Annotated in this window: 18 protein-coding genes and 1 pseudogene; 10 read left to right on the top strand and 9 right to left on the bottom strand. The window is 51.5% G+C overall.

The window, feature by feature from the left end; all coding sequences use genetic code 11:
- Nucleotides 1–273: 273 nt before the first annotated feature.
- From GOX21_RS16570 to GOX21_RS16545, 7 genes and pseudogenes are all read right to left on the bottom strand, one after another.
- Complete coding sequence (locus tag GOX21_RS16570; protein WP_170378649.1) at nucleotides 274–1,899, bottom strand: S8 family peptidase; 1,626 nt, start codon at nucleotides 1,897–1,899, stop codon at nucleotides 274–276.
- A 101-nt stretch (nucleotides 1,900–2,000) separates the two neighbouring features.
- Nucleotides 2,001–3,755 (bottom strand): di-heme-cytochrome C peroxidase, encoded by a 1,755-nt coding sequence (locus GOX21_RS16565; RefSeq protein WP_254428584.1) that lies wholly within the window; start codon nucleotides 3,753–3,755, stop codon nucleotides 2,001–2,003.
- 154 nt (nucleotides 3,756–3,909) lie between these two features.
- Nucleotides 3,910–4,215, bottom strand: a pseudogene (locus GOX21_RS21545) (IS6 family transposase); the annotation flags it as partial.
- Between the two features lie 43 nt (nucleotides 4,216–4,258).
- Nucleotides 4,259–5,143, bottom strand: coding sequence for an alpha/beta fold hydrolase (locus GOX21_RS16560; protein ID WP_170378647.1), 885 nt, complete (start codon nucleotides 5,141–5,143; stop codon nucleotides 4,259–4,261).
- The gene (locus tag GOX21_RS16555; RefSeq protein WP_170378645.1) at nucleotides 5,130–5,873 is read right to left on the bottom strand and encodes a hypothetical protein; all 744 of its coding nucleotides are present in this window, start codon (nucleotides 5,871–5,873) and stop codon (nucleotides 5,130–5,132) included. The genes GOX21_RS16560 and GOX21_RS16555 overlap by 14 nt, the downstream gene beginning before the upstream one ends.
- Before the next feature lie 14 nt (nucleotides 5,874–5,887).
- A complete protein-coding gene (locus GOX21_RS16550; RefSeq protein ID WP_170378643.1) occupies nucleotides 5,888–6,433 on the bottom strand; it encodes a carbonic anhydrase in 546 nt (181 codons plus the stop codon).
- Nucleotides 6,434–6,469: 36 nt separating this feature from the next.
- Entirely contained in the window at nucleotides 6,470–7,591 is a 1,122-nt protein-coding gene (locus GOX21_RS16545) for an NmrA family NAD(P)-binding protein (RefSeq protein WP_302476819.1), read from the bottom strand.
- An 86-nt stretch (nucleotides 7,592–7,677) separates the two neighbouring features.
- On the opposite strand from GOX21_RS16545, the gene GOX21_RS16540 reads away from it, so the two are divergent.
- Nucleotides 7,678–7,854: a TetR/AcrR family transcriptional regulator gene (locus tag GOX21_RS16540; protein ID WP_170378639.1), complete on the top strand. Its 177-nt coding sequence runs from the start codon at nucleotides 7,678–7,680 to the stop codon at nucleotides 7,852–7,854.
- Nucleotides 7,855–8,618: 764 nt separating this feature from the next.
- On the opposite strand, the gene GOX21_RS16535 is transcribed toward GOX21_RS16540, so the two are convergent.
- The gene (locus GOX21_RS16535) at nucleotides 8,619–10,205 is read right to left on the bottom strand and encodes a phosphoenolpyruvate carboxykinase (ATP) (RefSeq protein ID WP_170378637.1); all 1,587 of its coding nucleotides are present in this window, start codon (nucleotides 10,203–10,205) and stop codon (nucleotides 8,619–8,621) included.
- 174 nt (nucleotides 10,206–10,379) lie between these two features.
- Complete coding sequence (locus GOX21_RS16530; protein ID WP_170378635.1) at nucleotides 10,380–11,411, bottom strand: LacI family DNA-binding transcriptional regulator; 1,032 nt, start codon at nucleotides 11,409–11,411, stop codon at nucleotides 10,380–10,382.
- A gap of 200 nt (nucleotides 11,412–11,611) precedes the next feature.
- Between GOX21_RS16530 and GOX21_RS16525 the strand changes: the two genes are divergently transcribed.
- The 9 genes from GOX21_RS16525 to GOX21_RS16485 all read left to right on the top strand — a co-directional run.
- Nucleotides 11,612–12,568 carry an NAD(P)-dependent oxidoreductase gene (locus tag GOX21_RS16525; protein WP_368040031.1) on the top strand — a complete coding sequence of 319 codons (957 nt, stop codon included), beginning with the start codon at nucleotides 11,612–11,614 and terminating at the stop codon, nucleotides 12,566–12,568.
- 195 nt (nucleotides 12,569–12,763) lie between these two features.
- Entirely contained in the window at nucleotides 12,764–14,062 is a 1,299-nt protein-coding gene (locus tag GOX21_RS16520; RefSeq protein ID WP_170378632.1) for a M24 family metallopeptidase, read from the top strand.
- Nucleotides 14,063–14,119: 57 nt separating this feature from the next.
- On the top strand, nucleotides 14,120–15,121 hold the full coding sequence (locus GOX21_RS16515) for a thiamine pyrophosphate-dependent dehydrogenase E1 component subunit alpha (protein WP_170378630.1): 1,002 nt from the start codon (nucleotides 14,120–14,122) through the stop codon (nucleotides 15,119–15,121).
- 10 nt (nucleotides 15,122–15,131) lie between these two features.
- Nucleotides 15,132–16,127, top strand: a complete 996-nt coding sequence (locus tag GOX21_RS16510; RefSeq protein WP_170378629.1) for an alpha-ketoacid dehydrogenase subunit beta — start codon at nucleotides 15,132–15,134, stop codon at nucleotides 16,125–16,127.
- Nucleotides 16,117–17,415 (top strand): biotin/lipoyl-containing protein, encoded by a 1,299-nt coding sequence (locus tag GOX21_RS16505; RefSeq protein ID WP_170378627.1) that lies wholly within the window; start codon nucleotides 16,117–16,119, stop codon nucleotides 17,413–17,415. Before GOX21_RS16510 ends, GOX21_RS16505 begins: the two co-directional genes overlap by 11 nt.
- 15 nt (nucleotides 17,416–17,430) lie before the next feature.
- A complete protein-coding gene (locus tag GOX21_RS16500; protein ID WP_254428583.1) occupies nucleotides 17,431–18,888 on the top strand; it encodes an NAD-dependent succinate-semialdehyde dehydrogenase in 1,458 nt (485 codons plus the stop codon).
- Nucleotides 18,889–18,897: 9 nt separating this feature from the next.
- Entirely contained in the window at nucleotides 18,898–19,779 is an 882-nt protein-coding gene (locus tag GOX21_RS16495; RefSeq protein ID WP_170378625.1) for a 2-oxo acid dehydrogenase subunit E2, read from the top strand.
- Between the two features lie 11 nt (nucleotides 19,780–19,790).
- Complete coding sequence (gene lpdA, locus GOX21_RS16490) at nucleotides 19,791–21,170, top strand: dihydrolipoyl dehydrogenase (protein WP_170378623.1); 1,380 nt, start codon at nucleotides 19,791–19,793, stop codon at nucleotides 21,168–21,170.
- Nucleotides 21,171–21,204: 34 nt separating this feature from the next.
- The coding region (locus GOX21_RS16485) for a hypothetical protein (RefSeq protein ID WP_170485409.1) at nucleotides 21,205–21,328 on the top strand (124 nt) is incomplete at its 3' end.

The raw sequence follows: 21,328 nt of genomic DNA, 5'->3' as shown, positions 1-21,328 counted from the left end.
TGAGAAGCCGCAATGATTTTTACTCTCCTAGTTGAGTAATATTCAATATTTTTATTGATCCATTTCTGAACTGGAGTGAACGGCTCGAAATTGGCAAACCTATTTACACAGGTTTGAATTTAACGCCTTGAACATCTTGATTGTATTGGTCCAATGCGACTTAGCTATGAAGCCTAACACAGGCTACCATCAACTGCACAGTCAAGAGCAATTCTTGCCTTCAGCATCGCGTACGCACCAAGGCGTCTTTGCAATTGTCGTCACAATTGGCAATTAGGGTCTCGCCGGACAGGCGTTCAGCGCATCCAGAAGTCGCAACATTGGAACGCCCGAACTAGAATTCGTAGATGATTGAACCATGCAGTCTATTGCTTCAATTCCGGAATACCCCGGCCTAACCAGGGAAAAAAGCAATTGCCCGGAAGCACAATAAGGTGAAGCCATGGATGTCCCGCTCATCGTGCCATAGGCATTGTGCGAAATAGATCCATTAGGATCGTGTGCAACCGCACTGAAAATATTTACACCGGGACATGAAATATGCCCGCCTGTATTGGAAAACGCAGCCCGATCTCCATTTTGATCATGAGCTTCCACAATCACGCCGTTGTTCGCCAGACCCTGCTCTCGCGCGGTGACGGCTGCCCAATTGAATGGGCTTGCGAATTTTGCTTCGATAGGTGTGGCAAGATCAAAGCTGTCGTTGCCGGCGGCGGAGAATATCACGCGGTTGTTCTGTTGTGCCAGTTCAAGCAGGGGAACAAGAAAAGTACCTTGTGAAGCAACCAAGGTGCGCCATTGGGCGGATTCCGGCAAATCAGGATTGATCCCAAAATTACTACGCCAGTTATACCCAAGGCTGACGTTGAATGTGTGCACGTCATCCTGCGTATCGACAAAGGTTTCAAGTGTCGCAAGAATCTGGCTAAACAAGACCATGAAGTTCAGGACTTGGCCGCCTTCGACACTGTTGAAGAACACATCCCCTGACCGTGCACGAACAAAGCAATTGGGTAGAACACCTTTGATACCCACTCCATTGCCGTGTTGGCCGCAGCCAATGGCCGCCACGTGATTTCCGTGGTCGTCCACGGCGGTCTCAGGAAGGAACCCTAAAAAGACGAGATCTTCGTGCCGTGTGAAACCAACGTCCATAACCCCTAGGAGCACACCGTCATTGGCTCCGGGCAGCGTCCATAACTGGTCAGCTTGAATATCCGTAATACCCCAATCGATGGTTTCCATGGATGCTGCCGGATCCGACAAAACGATATCGCTGGGAGTCAATAAGTTGGTGATCTGAATCTCTGCAGGTGGATCGCCGGACTGATCACGTAATACTAGGTCGGGCGTAGCACTGCGGATTCGTGGATCGGCCTGAAAGTCCTCAATCGCCGTGACCATACCGCGGATCAGAGCGTCATTTGCACTATTGTCATTCAGGTCCGGTTGAAAATACTCACTGAGATCTCCAGTTGCCTGGATCGCACCGATTTTGGGAAAGGTGCGCACAACCTCAAGTTGTCTCTCTTCAAGAAACGCCTCGACATCCGCATCGCTGACATCGGTTTCGAATTGCAGAAGTACGGTGTTTGGTGCAGCGAAGGGAATTTCAACCTGTTGATCGTCCGACAGATTTAATCCTTTCTGGATCTGATCCGGTATCTGATCGGCCGTTACGCTATACTGCAGAAGGTTCTGATCGCGAATATCCGAATGCTGAATCTCTGTCTTCTGACCGTCGACGGTGACAGACTCTTTGGGGGTAAGCTGGCGGATCGTGTTTTGAGTCGAAATGGATGGAAGGCTTGTGTTTTCCTTGTTTGTATTGACTTGAGCACTGACCAGATTAGCTGTCACACAGGTGGAAATTGCTGTCGCAACTACTAATTTAAACATCTTGTCCTCCATTATCACTGAGTATCAAAAACCTTGGTGATCCCGATGAAATCGGGTTCTCGGGCAGCACATTGAAAATCTCGCGCCTCGAACCGTAAGTGTCAGAGCGACTTTAGGTATTCCAATAGAGCCCTGCGTTCTTCCGCTGACAGGCCGCTCCCGTACTCGTGACCACAGCGGCTGTTGCCTGAACTCACGTCCGAGCAATCAGTTGTTTCCAATGTGTGGTCGAACTCGGACTGCTCAACCGCAAGGCCGACCGCTTGGATGTCGTAATCTGGTCCGAGCTTGAATGAGGCCGGGCGCTCAGACACTGGCAGCAACAATGCTTCTAGGGTTGGAACAGATCCGTTGTGCAAATAAGGCGCAGAAGCCCAAATTCCTTCGAGCACACGCGCTTCATAGGCGCAACCAGAGGTGTTTGTCGCGGCGGCCACCCCAGGTACTGTTGTTTCAATGTTGCGGAATGCACCTTTCAATTGCTCAAGCTCAGGAGGCAGGACTTTGACCTCTCCACCGGACATGCTGATGTCTTCAGCTCGACCGAGGCTGGTGATTCTTTGAAAAATTGTACCAACGACCGCCGTCGCGAGGACGTTGAAGGACGTGTCCTCAAGCAACACTGGATCCGTCAGGAATGGAACTTTCGCACCTTCCATAACCCCCGTCACAACCTTGCGCTCGAGAATCTGACATTGGCGGTTGTCAGTGCCGACGTCCTGAACCGGCGTGGCCCAGGTCCCACGTATCGTCCACCTGTTTTTTCCAGGTCTAATCCCGTGACATTCAATACAGCCTCCAGCACCGGATGGGCGTTCAAAGATACCTTGACCCTCCTCAATGAGTGCTTGGTCGAGTTGCCAAGGCCATTGTGGCGGGCCTATTTTCCAGATGAGATCCTCCAAATCCTGCAAGCCTTCGAAATTTGCCGAGTTGTTTCCGAGATAGTCCCGATTGAGGATGGCAAACCCAGCGTTCTTCGAAGGATGCAACACGCCGAAAACGCCGTAGACTTCGCCCAGATTGCGTGCCAGTCCAAGAAGGTCATTGCCGTTATCGGCAAAACCAGGCCATTGCGTCTGATCTTGTCGCGCCGCGTTCCACAGAAATGGATATCGGGTTGGCGCATCCGCTGGATAAATATTCTCCGGTATGAGGTATGTTGGGGGCTCCCCGATATCGAGCCCCGTCAACCGATTGAAGATCATGGAAACCGCATCCAAACGTCCCGGTCCCCAAGGCGTATTGGGCAATGAACGGTCGATCAAAGTGTCGAACCGCAGATGCCAGAGATCGACCGCCAATTTCAGCTCACGCTTGTCGATGTCAGAAATGTTGGTTCCACCGACGCGTTTGGAAAACTCATCAAATGCAGCATCACTTTCCAGAACATTGCCGACGGCAGTTCCAAGATCTGACAAGAAGGCTTGGAAATCCACCATTCCCGGTCCGCCATCGATCCGAAAGGGGGTTCCGTTGACGTTGACTTGTCGCGTGTGACACGCGGCGCACGTCATGCCAATCGACGGTTCACCTTGAAAATCGGCAATGGTGAATCCTACCGGCACGTCTTGTTCTGGTCCATCCGGGTTATTCAGATAACCATAGCGAGCAAGCGCACCGTCAAGAAACCCGGTTCCATTAGGTTGTCTTAATGCGCGCATCCAAGCCAGTGGCATTATTCGCGATCCTTGATCGCGGGAATAAAAGTCCGTGCGGTGCGCTGGTGTCCAATCCGGTCCCTGATCCGTATAAACAATCTGTGCCAGCGCGGATGATCCAAAAACCAAACACGTTACCAACAAAAAAGAGATATTCCGCAACAAAAGGAGGAATAGGCCCCAAAAAAGCGACATGGTACTAATTCCTAAAACATACAAATATGAATGGGAAAATCGTACCCCTTTGCGCGATTCGGTACAACTCTAACGAATATCGCTCATGTGGTCCGACCGTTTAAAAGCATAAATTGAGCGGATTGCCTTGTTTTTTGACCGCTCGGTAGAGCTAAACCCACGCGCCCTTCACCTTGATGTAGGTCTGGTCCATCCGCTAGGAGCGGACACACGGTCCCTTACGCCTACGCGCTACGTTGGCAATTTCGCTGGCGTATTTTGTCACCCAGCGCCTTAGCGTCGTGTGATCTACCGCGAGCTCACGCTCGACCATGATTTCTTCTAGATCACTGTTCGACACACCGTATCGGTCTTAGAAGAACACTGCGAAGAGGATAACATCCTTCGGATATTGGGTGCCTTTGAACGAGATCACGAGCCGACTTTCGACTAATTGGGATCGAAAGCCATTCACACTCATAAGCTAAGTGCGTCAACAGCCAAAGCTTTGCAACAGAGCCTCGTCAATCCATACCTAAAGTTTGCGGCACAGCCGGACGATACCACTCTCGTACTGCCTCAGATATATCGTCAGGCGCGTCCTCCTGAATGAAATGCCCTGCTTGAGGCAACGCTCGCTCTACATGGTGTGAAAAAATGGCCCTGAAGCGATTGCGTTCGAATTCTCTAAATGCAAAGTCGTTGTCACCCCACAGGATGAGCGCCCGTTTGTCTGCGATCTCCGGGAGGCGTCGCTCGATTTCACTCAAGAACTCGTTTGCAGCTGTAAGCTGCTTTGGGAAAACATGTGTCGGCCGCCTGTCTTGTCGTCGGCGGAATGGAGCGAGGTACATTTGCCAAACCTCATCAGCCAAACGGGTGACGACGCCTCGGGTGAAAAATAATCGAACAATACCGTTGAACAGCGCAGCGCTGACACGGCCCGGCATACCACCGATGATGGCAGAAAATACACGCGGCCCGATGCGTGTGAACGGCCATGCAAAAGTGTTGCCAATGATCAGCCGTTCAACAATTTCCGGTCTGGTCTGCGCCAGAAAAAAGCCGATCGGACCACCCCAGTCCTGCATCATCACGCCGATGTCTTTAAGGCCAAGGAGATCGACGAATTGAACGATGGCTTGTGCCTGCTCGGATGCTGTGAATCCGTAGCCTGCTGGAGCTTGCGACAATCCAAACCCAGGGAGATCAGGGGCAATGCAGCGAAATTGTCCGCGAAGATTGAGAATGATGTTGCGGTAGAGAAAGGACCAGGCGGGATTGCCATGCAGCAGAAGGAGAACCGGCCCGTGTCCCTCGTCAACATAATGAATGTGCGATCCATCCGCGAGGGTCGCCCAATTGGAACGAAACGGGTAAAGCGTCAGATCGGGTTCAAACTTTGGCATGTCGGCAGCTTTCTGCCCTGCGCTCCTGCAGAAGGCGCGCGATGGCGATGAAGTGAAAACCTAGGAAGATCGGGACAAAGTAGGCCGGGAAGAACGCCAGTGGGTGGTCGTTAATGATATTCGGCGCGTTATGGTGGAACAGATGCGCGAACCCCTCCGAGGTTACGATGCCAAGCAGAACTGCAAGGATGAAATCGGCAATGCCGATGGCGATTGCTCGCGCCAGTAGCCGATGTGCATTCGGCGCTGACTGTTGCAATGCGCGGCTTGCTTTCCAGCTTGCAATTCCGGCCCAGATGTCGCCCAGGCCGGCAGGAAAGGCGAACATCGCCGGGATGTCACCCGTCCACCAACCGATTAGGAAAAGCCCGCCCATCACGCGTGGGATCTGGAAGGCGGCGATGGCGCTTAGCGGCGTTGCCTCGGAAATCTGGCGGCCAAGCGGCGTCCACCAGGCCATGACCCAGATCAGGGCCGATGCACCAAAGAGAAACATCAGCACAACTGGTGGGTCACCAAAAGTTGCGGGGACATTGAATGTCCCTCCCAGTGAAAGAGGCAAAGCCCAAGCGTACCACACTCCAAAGAGCATCCCAGCAATCACAAGGAAAATACCGATCTTGTTAGCAGAGAGGTCGCTGCGCATGGCCCCGATCATGCCGACGGCCACCGAGAGAACCGGTAGTGCCACTGCAAAGGCAGATACGTAGAATTCATAGAAATTCAGCATCCCAGCGCCGCATTTCAAACGTGGTTGCGAAGGTCTGAAAGTGTCCGGCTTGGCGCGATCTCCTCAATCAGGCCTGTCTCCACGTCATACAGCACCGCTGAGACACTCAGAGTGCCAGACAACTTTGTTGCAGCCTTGAGGCGGTCGATATCGCCCTTCAAGTCAGACTTCTGATCTGTAATTGCATTGGCGGATACATCCACACCGATTTTGTCCTTCAGGGTGCTGGCAAGATCCGGGTTGCTAAAGAATTCGGCGCCACATTTCGTGTGTTGCATCAACACGATATCAAACTTTGCTTCTGGCATCTCTGTCATTTTGGCCACTAGCAGTGCAAGCGCGGCCACCTCGTCGATAAAGGCGGTGGTCACCCGTCCGCCGTTGTTGCGAAAAACCACGGCGTCCCCGAGCTCCAGCCCCAGTACATGCGCGGGATCAACCCGAGCATCGATACACGTGAGGACCATCGTTCCCAGTTTCGGCAGCGCAGGCATGTCGTGCTGGGTAAAGTCATCGGCGAACGCCCGGTTACGTTCGATCAGAAGCGGGTTTGCTGACATTTAATGTCTCCTTGGGGTTGGAAATAGTTTGCTGGTTCAGGTGACATGGCCGGGCTGATCAGGCATAGGGTTGGCACGGTCCAGAAGGAGCAGCCTCTCGTTCTTTGCGGCAGCCTGCCAATCTGGATTCTGGTGTCCAAGATGCGGCGCCGAGAGCCGGGCGTGGCCTTCGAAAGCCGCCAGATCGCGGAAATTGGGTGCAGGTGTCAGAAGCATTTTCACCATGAAACCCATCGCCCCAAGGGTTGAGGTATCGTGGACATTCGGGGCCAGGCGTTTCACATCGGCGGCGTATCGCGCGGCTGTGTCGCGAAAGCTTTCGGCCGGGGCGCCTGTCAGCTGCATGACATGATTGGTCGGCGCGCCGATGGCAAAGGCACCCTCAGCGATTTCCTTGGCATAGTGGCGCAGATTGTAGGAATCGAAATCCGAAAACCCCATGGCGCGTGCCGCCTTGGAAAACATCTTGAATGAAATCGGTTGGTATTTGACTCGACGGTCGAACACATCGCAGAGAATATCGGCCACATCTGACGGTGTCAGAAGTGCGGGACCTGTGGGCCGCCACGTTGTACCGGCAAAAGCGGAAGGGTTTGACAGCAAAGCGGCAGCGCAACGTGCGATATCTCTTTCGGAAACTGGGGCATTCGCACCGCTTCCAAAGGGTAGCGGCAGCACACCCAGCTTGCGTGTAATAGGCACCGTCAACAGATAGGTGAAAGCAAAGATGCCGGGATTCAGGTGAATAACACTGACATCAGGCATCCATCGCGCAATATTGTTGGCGATCCAATGTTCTCGGGTGAGCATTGACGGGTGTTCTGGACTTGGATTCCAACCAGAAAGCAACACTAGAGCTTCAAGCCCCGCCTTTTGGGCGGCGAGGCAAACCAACATCGTGTTGTGCAACAGATGCGGTGCAAATGGAGGAATGTGAAACGCCTGACGGACCTCTGTCATAGCATTGGCTAGGTCGTTAAAGTCAAATAGGTTTCCAAGAACAACCTCGGCTCCCATGGCCTCTAGCTCATCAGATCTCCAGTCCTGACGATGCACGAAGGCGCGCACTTCATGGCCGTCTTGCAGCAGTTGTTTCACAGTATCACGTCCAACGCGCCCCGCGGCAGAGGTGACAAGGATCTTGGGCGAAGAGGGCATCATGAACCTTTAGATGATAATTGTAATCTAAATTCATTGATGATGCCTCTCATCTTAACTGTCAACCCCATGTGCAAGGTTTGCCGATGCCCAAGAAATCGAAGGCCGAGAAACGGAATTCCCATGAAAAAATCATTTATGTTGCGGCAGAGTTGTTTCTTGATCAGGGAATTGCTGAAACAAGCGTGTCTGAAATCATGCAAAAGGCAAGAATAACCCATGGCGGTTTCTATCGCCATATTCCGGCAAGGACGAACATGTAACGAATGCAATTGGTCGAGCAGTTGACCGCGCTTTGGGGCCGGTGGAGAACGCCACGACCGACAGTAGCAGGCGCGCAGCGCGCGCGAAACACATTAGGACCCATCTTTCCCTTGCGCACGTAAAAGAAAAGGGCAAGGTTGCCCGTTTACCGCGCTGCGTTCGGAAATCACGCGTGGCACGGGCGACACGAAAAACTAAAACTCCACCGCTATCTCCTGGGTCGCATCACTACTTCAGGACGTGGGTGCCCAAGAATGCGGCTCCCAAAGATTTGCCATTTTGGCAGGCGTCGTCACTTTGGCTTATCTTATCAAGGTTGGTTAGCAGGCGCAGTCAATCTAAGATGCCATTCTGTAGATCTTTTAGCTTGAAATAGTCACATAATTTGACTCTGTATTCTGAGTGTAGAGAATCCCACGCGAAGACAAGCGTCCGAAAATGATGATACTGAGATCTACGGCCCAAGTTGCTTCCGTTTAGCACCTATGACCTCGATTCGAAGGAATGCAAAACGGAAGGTCTCTTGGTTCAACGCAAGTGTCACAGATTTGCGATAATACTGAAAATTGGGACCGACAGATCGATCGCCTATTAGATCATCAACAATGTGTGATGCAAGACACGCGAGCACCATTCGGCGGAAGAGATATCCGCATCGCCCTGAAGGGTCTGGGTCCTAAGTTGATTGTAGCAGGGTTTTTTTTGTTCCCTGGATTTTCCTTGGCAACTGAACTTTAGCCGAATCTCTCGGGTTTCATTATTGTCAGAACTGGCCAATGAGATCGTTTTCGATTCCTTGATCAAGAAGGCGTTGTGAGATCATTGAAGCCAGATCGGCGGAAGCTTTGTCATACTCGTCTTTATCCTCCCAATTTGATCGGGGGTTGAGGTATTGTACCGTCCCTCGCGGCCCAGTTTCCGGAACCATTGTTCCCCAAAGCGGATCGCGACGGAAACTCACCGCCTCAAAGTCGCCGTCCAGTACCGCATTGATTAACAATCTTGTCACTCTTATCGGCATTCGTTTGCCATTTTGGGCACCCCCGCCAGTCCAGCCAGTATTGATCAGCCAGACTTTTGCGTCGCTCCGTGATACTCTGTCCTCAAACATATCAGCATAGACCTCCGGATTCCGAGTTAGGAAGGGGGCTCCAAAGCAAGTCGAGAAGGTTGGAGTAGCTCCTACTACCCCTCGCTCTGTTCCGGCAACTTTGGAAGTGAAGCCGAGGAGAAAAAAGGTACGAGCCTGTTTAGGTGTCAGACGGGACACTGGAGGCGTAACCCCATATGCGTCGCAAGTTAAAAGAAAGATGTTTTTGGGCGCTGCACCCTTTGAATCTGGAGAGGTGTTATTAAGAATGCTCAACGGGTAAGCCGCGCGAGTGTTTTCGGTGTGCTTATTATCGTCTAAATCTAGTTGGCGGGATTCTGGATCGATTACCACATTCTCTAGTACAGTCGCCGGAGAATGTGTGGCATGCCAAATGTCAGGTTCAGCTTCGCGTGATAATTTTATAGTCTTTGCATAGCAGCCACCTTCAAAGTTGAAAACGCCGGAATCTGACCACCCGTGTTCGTCGTCTCCTATTAGTAACCTTGTTGGGTCTGACGACAGTGTTGTTTTTCCTGTCCCGGAAAGTCCAAAGAAAATAGCTGAGCCACTTACTCCATCCTTTGCGTCTGTGGCTGAACAATGCATCGGAAGAATCCCTACTGCAGGATATATGTGGTTCATGATGGTGAAAGCGGCCTTCTTGTTCTCACCTGCGTATTCCGTACCCCCAATTAGGACAATTTTCTGATCAAAACTAATGACGATAACAGTCTCAGATTTGGTGCCATGCCGTTTGGGGTCTGCTTTAAAGCCTGGTGCATTTACAATCGTGTAATCTGGAACATAGGTTGAAGTTTCTCTCAGGTCAGGACGGCGCAAAAGATGGCGAAGAAAAAGCGCGTGCCAGCTTAACTCTGCAACTAGTCTTACAGAAACAGAATTCTCTGAATCAGCGCCACATTCCAGATCCTGAACCTCAACCTCGCAAGACTTTAAGTAGTCAAAAAGATCGGTCTTTAGTATTTCAAAATGCTCTGGCGAAATTCTGTTGTTCCCTTCCCACCAAATGCTTTGCGTCGAGGTTTTTTCATCAACGATGTGTTTGTCACTTGGGGATCGCCCCGTGTACTGACCGGTTGACACTACCAATCCGCCACTGCGACTTAGTCTGCCCTCGTTCCTTTGCAAAGCTGTTTCGAGTAGGGGGGTCTCGCGAGCGTTGTACCTTGCTCTTTTGGTGACGAGCCCCAGGTTTTTTATGCTCGCCTCTTTATTGTGTGGCCCGATTTCCAACATGTCGTCTCCGCATCTAATTGTATGTATAGCTTCGCTCGTCACGAGTTTTGGTTGCTTCAAGACCTTGCGGTTCTGATTTGAGGTTAAGTTAGCGGAATGCTAAAAAAAATGCAAACGATTGCACAAACTTCTTTGTGTCGCTTCATTGGTGCATCAAGCTGCTCAGTTTCACGGTCAATCGGGGGTTTCTCGTGGTTCAGATGTACTATCTCGAACTTTCAGCTCAACTGGGAGGACTGTGCCCACCGCACCGTGGTTGTCGCCTCGAATGGACTTGAGTAACAACTCCGCGCTTGCGCGGCCAGCTTCAAACTTCTGCACACGTATTGTTGTCATTTTTGGGCGCACTAGGTCGAGCATTGGCATATCATTGAAGCCGGTTACAGAAACATCCTCTGGTATGCTCAGTCCCTCTGCCTGAAGTCCTAGGTAGGCACCGAATGCAAGTCGGTCGTTGGCGCAAACTATTGCAGTTATGGTTGGACAATTCTGCAGTAGTTCCAATACGCACCGCTGCCCCTCTGTTTCATCAAAACTTTTTGCGTAAGAAATAACTGTAGAGCTTTCCGCTAACCCTAGCTGTTCACAGGCTTCTTTGTATGCCATCGCACGGGCGTTGCCAGTGGAAAACTCTTTCGGTCCGGCGATGTGACCGACGGATCTATGTCCGAGTTCAAAAAGATGTTTTAAAATTAGATTTATTCCGGATTTTTCGTCACTTACAACATATGGAATTGGCGATTGATCCAGTCTTCTGTTGAGTGTGACAACAGGTGTTCCCTGATCGACAACATTTGACAATCCTGGGTCAGAACGCATTGCAGCAACATTGATGATCCCGTCAACGCCACGCTCCCTGAGAACTTCAGTCAAGCGGTGCTCACGATCTGGATCGTTGTCTGTATTCACAACGATTGTCGCGTATCCAAGGGGTTCCAGGACGGATTCGATGCCCCTTACAATGGGGGGAAACATGGTGTTGGCAATATCTGGAATCATCACTCCGATAGACATAGATCGGTTCGTGCGAAGTCCAGCGGCCAACCGGTTTGGGCGATATCCAAGCTTCTTTGCTGCTTTGCGAACGCGTGAGGAGACTTCGTTAGTCAATGAAATATTGGAGTTGGGGTCTAAGGCTCTTGATACGGTTGAAACATGGACACCTGCCTCGCGGGCAATGTCTTTTAGAGTAACACGATTGCTCATTGCTTGTGGTCCGTTGGCTGTCCTTTGATCCACTTTGCCATATGTTGAAAAGGTGTGCAAACGATTGCTAAAGGGTATTGACTGGGGGGTCGTGACATCTCTATCATGCAAACGATTGCGTAGCTTACGGTGATTCTTGTTTGCGCAGAGCGGATGGCTAGTCCGGGTCAGAGCTCAGGCTAGAAAGAGGAGTATCTAGGGTGAAAAAACTTAAAATTGGCTGGATTGGTTTTGGGCGAATGGGTTATCCGATGGCTGAACGCCTAGTGGTTGCCGGCCACGATGTTCACGTATGGAATCGCACCAAGGCAAAGGCTGAGCCGCTCGTGGAGATGGGGGCAACATTGGTTGGTTCGCCTAGCTCGCTTAGTTCTTGTGATGTCCTCTTTACAATGGTCTCTACCGGGAAGGACGTTAACCAAGTGTATTTTGGGGAAAATGGAGTCTTGTCCGGTGATGAAACGCCCTCCATTTTCGTTGACTGCTCTTCGATTAGTGTTGAGCAGTCGGCGGAGCTTCGCGAGCGCCTTAGCGCCCGTGGTGCGCAATTAGTTGCTGCCCCCGTTAGCGGCAACGGAAAATGTGTGCGAGCTGGTAAGCTGAGTGCAGTGTCATCAGGGCCGAGAGATGCATTCGAAAAGGTTGAGCATCTTCTTGATGAAATCGCAGGTCGTGGCGTCAGTTATGTCGGTGAAGGAGAGCTTTCTCGCGTTTGCAAAATTGCTCATAATGTCTTCCTTGGTGTCGTGACGCAAAACCTAGCAGAGATCACCCTTCTTTGCGAAAAAGCTGGAATCTCACGGCATGCTTTTCTCTCATTCATAAATAGCTCCGTGATGGGCTCCGTTTTTACGCAGTATAAATCTAATGCACTGGTGAACCTGGATTGGGCGACAACTTTTACTCCGGAGTTGATGCGCAAAGATTTGGATTTGGGTTTGGAAGCGGCTCGCAATTGGGGTGTTACGATGCCTGTAACCGCAGCGACACGGGAAGCCTATCAAGCCCATTTTGGCGCGGCATCTGTGCAGCATAATCCTGAAGAATACTTGCAACAAGACTTTGCTGCAGTCTTGGAAACTGTTGCGCTGATGTCAGACATGTCTTTGGTTAGCGAGAAAATTCCAGTTCCGACTGGTTTGGAGGCGTCTGAATGAGAGTTGACCCCTTTGCGGGTGAATTCTGACGCAGATACGTGCGCCAGACCCGCCAACGCTAAAATTGCGGTTAGGCAGTCAGGAATGGTGTGCGTTTTCAACGGGGCGATGAGGTCTAAGGGCGTGTGCGACTGGTCTAATAAGTTGACCGGTAGCCCCTTGTCATGGCCCACAAGGTAGAAGTGAGAAAGCTAAATGAGTCAAGCTCTGAGACCCAACATGCTAACCCCTCAAGATCTTGAGCCCAATTGGGAATGGCGAGATCGCTTGCCAGCGTGGGGGCACACTTCAGTTGATTTTGAGCGGAGGATCGACCACGATCGCTTGCGCCGGTACAGGTTGGCCCGTACGCGTCAGGCTTTGCAAAACTCTCCTGCGGGCACCCTGCTTCTTTTTGATGTCAACAACATTCGTTACGTTTCTGCTACAAAGATTGGCGAGTGGGAGCGGGACAAGATGTGCCGCTTTTGCCTGCTAACGGGCGACGATTCCCCATATGTTTGGGATTTTGGTTCCGCGGCAGTTCATCACCAGATGTACTCAGATTGGCTCGAACCCGATCATTGCCTTGCCGGCGTTGTAGGCATGCGCGGAACTATCCCTCCCGAGTTCGGCCTAATGAAGAAATACGCTAAGCAGATCGCGGGACTAATTCGAGACGCGGGCATGGCCGATATGCCAGTTGGTGTGGACTACGCCGAAACTGCAATGTTCCATGCACTCAGGGAAGAAGGTCTGCATGTGATTGATGGTCAGCAGATCATGCTTGCGGCAAGAGAGATTAAGAACTGGGATGAGATCCAGTTGTTGACCCAAGCCGCGTCGATGGTCGATGGCGTCTATCACATGATTTACGAAGAATTGAAGCCTGGGGTGCGTGAAAACGATATTGTCGCCTTGTCTAACAAGATGCTTTACGAAATGGGTTCGGATGATGTGGAGGCAATCAATGCCATTTCGGGGGAACGCTGCAATCCACACCCCCATAACTTCACGGACCGCCTGTTCCGTCCGGGTGACCAGGCGTTCTTTGACATACTGCAGAGTTATCAGGGCTATCGAACGTGTTACTACCGCACATTTAACATCGGTAAGGCGACTTCAGCGCAGAACGACGCTTACGTTAAAGCGCGTGAATGGATTGATGCGTCAATCTCAATGATTAAGCCAGGAGTTTCAACTGACAAGGTGGCTGAGGTTTGGCCCAAGGCAGAAGAATTTGGATTCCCGAATGAAGACACCGCATTCGGTTTGCAGTTTGGCCACGGTTTGGGTCTGGCTTTACACGAACGGCCAATCATTAGCAGAGCTATCAGTCTTGATCACCCGATGGAAATCAAAACGGGCATGGTTTTTGCATTGGAAACCTACTGCCCTGCAGCAGATGGCTACTCTGCAGCCCGGATCGAAGAAGAAGTAGTTGTGACTGAAACTGGTTGTGAGGTGATTTCGCTCTTCCCGGCAGAAGAATTGCCTATTGCAAACCGGTACTAGGCTCCCCGAAACTGCCCGGCCCAAAGGGGTCGGGCGCCTTTTTGAAGAGAGTTCCAGATGAGTCCCATCAAGAAGTCCTCAAACGCGAAAGATTACTTACGAATGTACACGCAAATGGTGCGGATACGTACGTTCGAGGACAACGCCAATCAGCTGTATCTGGCGGCAAAAATGCCAGGACTTACACACATGTATTCTGGTGAAGAAGCCGTCGCTGTCGGGATATGTGAGGCCTTGCGTACAACCGATAAAATTACTTCGACCCACCGCGGGCACGGACATTGCGTCGCTAAAGGTGCCGAGTTTAAGGAAATGTTTTGTGAACTTCTGGGCAAAGAAGAGGGATATTGCCGGGGTAAGGGTGGCAGTATGCACATTGCAGACCAATCAAACGGCAACCTTGGTGCGAATGCCATAGTAGGCGGATCAATGGGTATAGCCACCGGCTCGGCACTTACCTCGAAATTTTTGGGGAAAGACGATGTAACCGTTTGCTTTTTTGGGGATGGAGCGACCGCACAAGGGTTGATGTACGAGGTCATGAACATGGCGTCGCTTTGGAGCTTGCCGGTCATATATGCATGTGAGAACAACGGTTATTCGGAGTACACTCGCACCGATGAAATCGCCGCCGGTTCTATCCTGGCGCGTGCTGAGGCCTTTGGAATTGAGGCACATCAGGTAGACGGCCAAGATGTATTGGCGGTTAACGCCCTTACTGAAAAGCTAGTCGAACGGTCTCGGAAGGGCGAGGGTCCTTTTTTCATGGAATTAATGACGTATCGCTACCATGGCCATCATGTAGGGGACATAAACCGAGAATATTACCGCTCCAAGAAAGAGGAGCGGGATTGGAAGGAAAATCGCGACCCAATCATCAAATTTCGGGGCTGGCTCGTTAACGAGGGTATAGCAACTGAAGATGAGATTGATGGTTTAAACGCAGAGGTTAAATCCGATGCGTCTGCGGCTGTAGAATACGCACTGAACGCCAAATTCCCCGACGTGTCCGAAGTCGATATGCATGTTTTCACAGACGTCGAACACGCACTGGCCTGAGGAAAGAGATATGCGCAACATCACTCTGTCACAGGCTGTAAACGAAGCCCTCGCCGAAGAAATGCGACGCGACGAATCCGTATTTATCATCGGAGAAGACGTCGCTGAAGCGGGCACGCCTTTTAAAGTTTTGAGCGGGCTTGTTGAAGAGTTTGGCACCTCACGCGTCGTAGATACGCCTATTTCTGAACCCGGGTTCATGGGGATTGCAGTTGGCGCGGCTATAACCGGCACACGGCCTGTAGTCGATTTGATGTTTGGAGATTTTATCTTTTTGGTCATGGATCAGCTCTGCAACCAAGCTGCAAAAACTCACTATATGTCAGGTGGAAAACTAAATGTACCTTTGGTCTTGCGAACGAATCTAGGTGCGACCCGCAGATCTGCGGCGCAACACAGCCAATCTCTGCATGCGCTGGTTGCGCACATCCCCGGCGTAAAAGTAGCGCTACCGTCATCAGCTTATGAAGCTAAAGGCTTATTGAAGACTGCTATCCGGGATAACAACCCGGTCGTGATCTTTGAAGACAAGCTTATGTATAACGAAAAGGCGCTAGTTCCCGATGATGAATTTCTAATTCCATTTGGCGAGGCCAATATCAAGCGTAAGGGCCGAGATATTACGCTGATAGGTACGTCGTCTATGGTTCAGGTTTGCGAAGCCGCAGCTGAAATACTGGCCGAGGACGGCATCGATGCAGAGGTCATCGATCCGCGTACTATAGTTCCCTTGGATGAAGAAACTCTACTGAAATCTGCTAAAAAGACTTCTCGTGTGATTGTCGTAGACGAAGGTCACCAGAGCTATGGCGTTACCGCCGAAATTGCCAGTCGAATCAATGAGAAGGCATTTTACTATTTAGACGCGCCAGTGTTGCGAATGGGTGCGATGGACGTTCCAGTGCCTTTCAGTCCAGCGTTGGAGGATTTTACAGTTCCAACCCCTTTGGGAGTTACCCAAAGTGCGCGCAGGCTGATGTCTGGGGAGATGATACATGCCGCTTGAAGTCATCATGCCGGCACTTGGTATGGCTCAGGACAGCGGGGTTCTAGTGGCTTGGCACAAGAGCCTTGGTGATGCGGTGGATGAAGGCGACATTTTATTCGAGGTCGAAACCGACAAGGCAACGATGGAAGTCGAGGCGCAAGGGACAGGCTTCTTGACTAAAGTCCACGTTGAGGCCGGGACCACGGTTCCAGTTGGCGAACGAATTGCCACGATTTCTGAGACGCTCGAAATCCACAGCGAGAGCGTAGCCGTGCTGAAGCAAGACACATTTCCAGCTAAAGCAGAAGATCAAAGCGAGCCGCCGATCGGTCAGGAGATCATCATGCCCGCACTTGGCATGGCGCAAGACACCGGTCTTATTGTTAGTTGGCGCAAACAGCCCGGTGAGGCAGTTGCTGCTGAGGATATTTTGTTCGAGGTGGAAACAGACAAGAGCACAGTTGAGGTTGCGACAGGGCACAATGGCTTTTTAGCGGGCGTTCTTGCCGGAGTGGGAGATAATGTCCAAGTCGGTCAGGTTATCGCTGTGGTCACCGCCGATGCGCCTGATGTGCCTTATGTGCGCTCAAGTAAAGTGACGACGAAGGTCGAAAAAGAAGCCACGTCCGCCGAGTTACTTACAACGGAATTCAAGACAAGTCTGCCAATAGAACCTGTGGGTAATCTGCAGCGTGAAGCTGACCGTATTTTGGCATCCCCAAAGGCGCGACGGCTGGTGCTGGAGCAGGGGCTCGAACTTTCACAGCTAGTCAATTTGGGGTACCCGCAACCCTATCATGCGGCAGACATCGATCTATTGAAAGCTCCGTTGGAGAAACCAAATATCGCAAATGCGGAATCGACACGGCATTTGGTTGCAGAAGTCACTCTCGGCGAATTTATCGAATTTTCAAATTGGGCTGCCGACATGGCTGGCATCTCTGATCCCAAAAGTCTGTTGGCTAGTTTTGCCGCAGCAAGCCTAGGTCATCCAGCATGTATCGAAGTTGAAACATTCGGGAAAGTCCACCGGTATAAGGCGACATCCCGTCTTGGGGCCACAGTAAATTGCCCCAGCCAGTCCGACGATACTCCAGACCTTCGTCTACGAGACTTGCGGAACACCTCGGTGAAAAAGGTTCACTTTGGTCCAGAAGAGGTGCCAGTTCTAACAATGTCACAAAATGGTGCCCTCCTTAGGGTCACCTTGGAATGTACCAATTCCCAATTCTCAGCAAGGGATGCGGCGACACTACTTGCAGAATTCGCGGGGAGATTGAATCAACCCCTGCGTCATTTGCTCTGACACGAGGACTCCAAAATGACCGTTATGGAAGAGACAAACAGAAATCTGGCTTCCGACCTCTATATAAACGGGGCTTGGAAAAAAGGAGCTTCCGGCGAACGGTTCGAGGTCGTTAACCCGGCCACGGAAGAATTGATCGCCTCGGTCGCCTCCGCTGAGAATAGTGATGCGGATGCCGCGCTTGATGCGGCTGAGATAGCGATGCGAGATTGGGCTGCACGCACGCCTCGTGCTCGCTCGGAAGTTCTCCGCAGGGCGTGGAAATTGATCACCAAGCGCCAAGAAGAGTTCGCTCAATTGATTACGCTGGAAAACGGCAAGGCATGTGTAGATGCTTTGGGTGAAGTCACCTACGCAGCCGAGTTTTTTCGCTGGTTCGCAGAAGAAGCCGTACGTGCCGATGGTCTGATTACTCACGCACCAAACTCTGGCGCCCGTATTTTGGTGCAACACAAGCCCGCAGGCCTTGCTGTTCTGGTAACACCATGGAACTATCCAGCAGCTATGGGTACTCGCAAGATTGCTCCGGCATTGGCGGCGGGCTGCGGCGTTATCATTAAGCCCGCTTCAGAAACTCCCCTTACTATGCTCGCCTTGATGCCGCTGTTGGAAGAAGCGGGAGTACCCCGCGGTTTAGTCAATGTGCTGCCAACAAAACACTCGGGTGCCCTGGTTGACCATATGCTACATGATCCACGGGTTCGCGTAGTGTCTTTTACGGGCTCTACAAATGTCGGTCGGAAATTGTTGCATTCAGCGGCGGATCAGGTGCTTAAACCAGCGATGGAACTCGGGGGCAACGCCCCACTGATTGTATTTAGCGACGCTAATCTGGATACCGCCGTAAAAGGAACGATGCTGGCTAAGATGCGTAATCTTGGAGAAGCCTGTACTGCCGCCAATCGTATCTACGTACACGAGAGCATTTCAGACGCCTTTACTACAAGGCTTGCTGCCGCCATGTCGCAGTTGAAAGTAGGTGACGGCACAGATCCTTTAGTCGATGTCGGGCCTTTGGTTAACGCAGATACACGTAACAAGGTGGCAGCATTTGTTGACGACGCCGTGGCCAAGGGAGGGCGGTTAGAATGTGGCGGGGTAATGCCGGAAGGTAAGGGTTTTTTCTATCCACCCACGGTGATTTCAAATGTCCCGGAAACTGCAGCCTGCGTAAATGACGAAATTTTTGGGCCGGTAGCCGCAATTCAAACTTTCCGGGACGAAGAAGATGTAATCAACCGAGCCAACAATACAGAGTATGGACTTGTCGCTTATGTGTTTTCCGAAGACATGAAAAGCGCCCTGCAGGTTTGCGAAAAGTTGGACTACGGCATGGTTGGCCTGAACCGGGGTATAGTTTCGGACCCAGCAGCACCATTCGGTGGCACCAAACAGTCTGGTTTGGGGCGTGAAGGCGGCCACGAAGGCATGTTGGAATTTATGGAAACTCAATACATTTCGGCAAGTTGGTAGGGGGCGGTCATGAAGGATGTCATCGCATCACCATCAGTCAGGGCCCTTGCATTACAGAAAGGTATTGATCTGAAAGAGTTGGCCAGCGCTCTTAACCGTGAGACGATTACGCGCGAAGATCTTCAAGGCACTTCTCGAAATATCACTCAGATATCCACTGGCACGTCCCATTGGGACGTAGATCACGCCGCCTTTGGGCCAGTTCGCCGCGAACCAATGACTCGATTTGCTAAAGTGGCAGCTGCCAATCTCGAAGCTTCCAACGCAATGATTCCGCAAGTCACCCATCATGATCGCGCTGATGTTAGCATGATCGAGGCGTTGCGCGCAGACTGGAAGGAGGAAGCACAGGTTCGAGGGGTCAAGCTCACCGCATTGGCATTTCACGTTAAAGCGCTTGCACATGCACTACGTGCCTATCCTCGTTTCAATGCTTCTCTGGCTGCTGATACAGAAACTCTAATCCTTAAGGACTACGTCCATATTGGGGTAGCGGTGGACACCGAACATGGTCTGATGGTGCCGGTTGTTCGTGATGCAGACCAAAAGGGTCTTTGGTTGATAGCTTCGGAAATCGCGGCTCTGGCCGCACGTGCCCAGAGGCGAAAAATCGGGCCGAACGAGATGGGGGGAGCGTCGATGACTATTACGAACCTTGGCGGTCTTGGAGGAACAGCCTTTACACCGATAGTGAACCCACCCGAAGTTGCAATACTTGGAATTACAAGAGTTGAAACGGTTACAGTCTGGGACGGTGAAAAACCCACTCCCAGACCGATGGTTCCTTTAGATCTCAGCTATGACCACCGAGTAATTAATGGAGCCGACGCTGCACGTTTTATGAATCATCTTTGCGGACTGTTATCTGACCCGCGCCAAATGACGATCTAAGGGATGATATCATGGCTGATAATCATGCTGAGTTCATCGTATTGGGCGCTGGCCCCGGTGGGTACGCTTGTGCCTTTCGTGCTGCTGACCTGGGACGAGAGGTAGTTCTGGTCGATCCCAGGGCCTCATTGGGTGGAGTATGCCTAAATGAGGGCTGCATCCCGTCAAAGGCTCTTCTACACGCCGCTGAACTGATACGCGACGCGCAACATAGCGATGGATGGGGCATTTCAACGGGAAATGTTTCGGTCGATATCGACAAGTTGCGAGCGCGAAAGGATGGCATTGTCGCACAGCTGACTGCCGGTCTGAGCAGTCTAGCAGAGCGTCGCAACGTTCGTATCATACGGGGCGAAGCAGCGTTCACGGGACCAAAGACTTTGGATATCGACGGTGACTCATGGACATTTGAACAGGCGGTGATTGCCGTAGGGTCCGCTCCCGTGCAGCTACCTGGTTGGCCAGCGGATAACCGTATCTGGGATTCGTCTGCTGCGTTGGAACTGCGCAAGGTACCTAAACGCTTGGCGATCGTTGGAGGCGGTATTATCGGCTTAGAAATGGCCACTGTTTATGCCGCGCTTGGCGCTCGAGTCGTCGTAATCGAGTTCATGGAACAAATCGCCCCGGGAGTCGATTTTGAGGCTGTAAAGGTTTTACACAAAGCTCTTGAGAGCCAGGGCGTCACAATCCATACACGCACCAAGGTTTCTTCGGTCAAGGCTACCAAAACAGCTCTTACCCTAAGTTGTGAAGGAATGTTTTCAGGCGATGTCAAGGTCGACGCAGCAATTCAGGCCGTTGGTCGACGCGCTTCCGGAGGAATAGTAAATGCTGATGCTGCGGGTGTGACAACAGACGAAAAAGGAGTCATCGTCGTTGACTCACACTGTCAAACTAATATCGAAGGAATATTTGCCGTCGGTGATGTAACTGGCAATCCCATGGTGGCTCATCGAGCAACCTACCAAGGTCATGTGGCTGCGGAAGTTGCCTCAGGTCATGCAGTTGCTTTTGAAACAACTCTGATTCCATCTGTGGCCTACACCAACCCAGAGCTTGCTTGGGTAGGGCTGAATCAAGGGCAGGCTAAAGAGCAAGACATTACACACGAAGTCGTTGGCTTTCCTTGGAGCGCTAGTGGTCGCAATCTAGCTTCTGGCTCGGAGGAAGGATTTACCAAACTGGTCTATTGCCCCAACAGCCACAGACTGCTTGGGGCTACGCTTGTTGGCCAGAACGCGGGAGAACTTCTTTCAGAATGCGTTCTGGCCATCGAGATGGGCGCAACATTGAAAGACATTGCGTTGACGGTTCACGCGCATCCAACACTTTCAGAGACGATTCAACTTGCGACCGAACGGGCTCTTGGTTCCATCACAGATCTATAGGTCTGGCGGAACAAGCTTTCAATGGACAAAAGGTATGAAGATAGGCACACCGAAGGAAATATATGGCGGCGAGAACCGCGTCGCGATGACGCCGGACTCTGCTGTGCAGTTGCAGAAACTGGGCTATGAGTGCCTGATTGAGAAAGGCGCTGGGGCTG

The sequence above is a fragment of the Ruegeria atlantica genome (assembly GCF_013032005.1).
Classification (GTDB): Bacteria; Pseudomonadota; Alphaproteobacteria; order Rhodobacterales; family Rhodobacteraceae; genus Ruegeria; species Ruegeria atlantica_A.
The sequence above is the reverse complement of the archived record's forward strand: the minus strand, read 5'-3'. Positions and strand labels throughout refer to the sequence as shown.

What these genes read in the sequence shown, in the direction of transcription:
- GOX21_RS16530 (WP_170378635.1), bottom strand. Translation starts at nt 11,411, where the DNA reads ATGAGCAATCGTGTTACTCTAAAAGACATTGCCCGCGAGGCAGGTGTC.
- GOX21_RS16505 (WP_170378627.1), top strand. Translation starts at nt 16,117, where the DNA reads ATGCCGCTTGAAGTCATCATGCCGGCACTTGGTATGGCTCAGGACAGC.
- GOX21_RS16570 (WP_170378649.1), bottom strand. Translation starts at nt 1,899, where the DNA reads ATGTTTAAATTAGTAGTTGCGACAGCAATTTCCACCTGTGTGACAGCT.
- lpdA (WP_170378623.1), top strand. Translation starts at nt 19,791, where the DNA reads ATGGCTGATAATCATGCTGAGTTCATCGTATTGGGCGCTGGCCCCGGT.
- GOX21_RS16510 (WP_170378629.1), top strand. Translation starts at nt 15,132, where the DNA reads ATGCGCAACATCACTCTGTCACAGGCTGTAAACGAAGCCCTCGCCGAA.
- GOX21_RS16560 (WP_170378647.1), bottom strand. Translation starts at nt 5,143, where the DNA reads ATGCCAAAGTTTGAACCCGATCTGACGCTTTACCCGTTTCGTTCCAAT.
- GOX21_RS16545 (WP_302476819.1), bottom strand. Translation starts at nt 7,591, where the DNA reads ATGCCCTCTTCGCCCAAGATCCTTGTCACCTCTGCCGCGGGGCGCGTT.
- GOX21_RS16515 (WP_170378630.1), top strand. Translation starts at nt 14,120, where the DNA reads ATGAGTCCCATCAAGAAGTCCTCAAACGCGAAAGATTACTTACGAATG.
- GOX21_RS16500 (WP_254428583.1), top strand. Translation starts at nt 17,431, where the DNA reads ATGACCGTTATGGAAGAGACAAACAGAAATCTGGCTTCCGACCTCTAT.
- GOX21_RS16550 (WP_170378643.1), bottom strand. Translation starts at nt 6,433, where the DNA reads ATGTCAGCAAACCCGCTTCTGATCGAACGTAACCGGGCGTTCGCCGAT.
- GOX21_RS16565 (WP_254428584.1), bottom strand. Translation starts at nt 3,755, where the DNA reads ATGTCGCTTTTTTGGGGCCTATTCCTCCTTTTGTTGCGGAATATCTCT.
- GOX21_RS16555 (WP_170378645.1), bottom strand. Translation starts at nt 5,873, where the DNA reads ATGCTGAATTTCTATGAATTCTACGTATCTGCCTTTGCAGTGGCACTA.
- GOX21_RS16540 (WP_170378639.1), top strand. Translation starts at nt 7,678, where the DNA reads ATGCCCAAGAAATCGAAGGCCGAGAAACGGAATTCCCATGAAAAAATC.
- GOX21_RS16495 (WP_170378625.1), top strand. Translation starts at nt 18,898, where the DNA reads ATGAAGGATGTCATCGCATCACCATCAGTCAGGGCCCTTGCATTACAG.
- GOX21_RS16520 (WP_170378632.1), top strand. Translation starts at nt 12,764, where the DNA reads ATGAGTCAAGCTCTGAGACCCAACATGCTAACCCCTCAAGATCTTGAG.
- GOX21_RS16535 (WP_170378637.1), bottom strand. Translation starts at nt 10,205, where the DNA reads ATGTTGGAAATCGGGCCACACAATAAAGAGGCGAGCATAAAAAACCTG.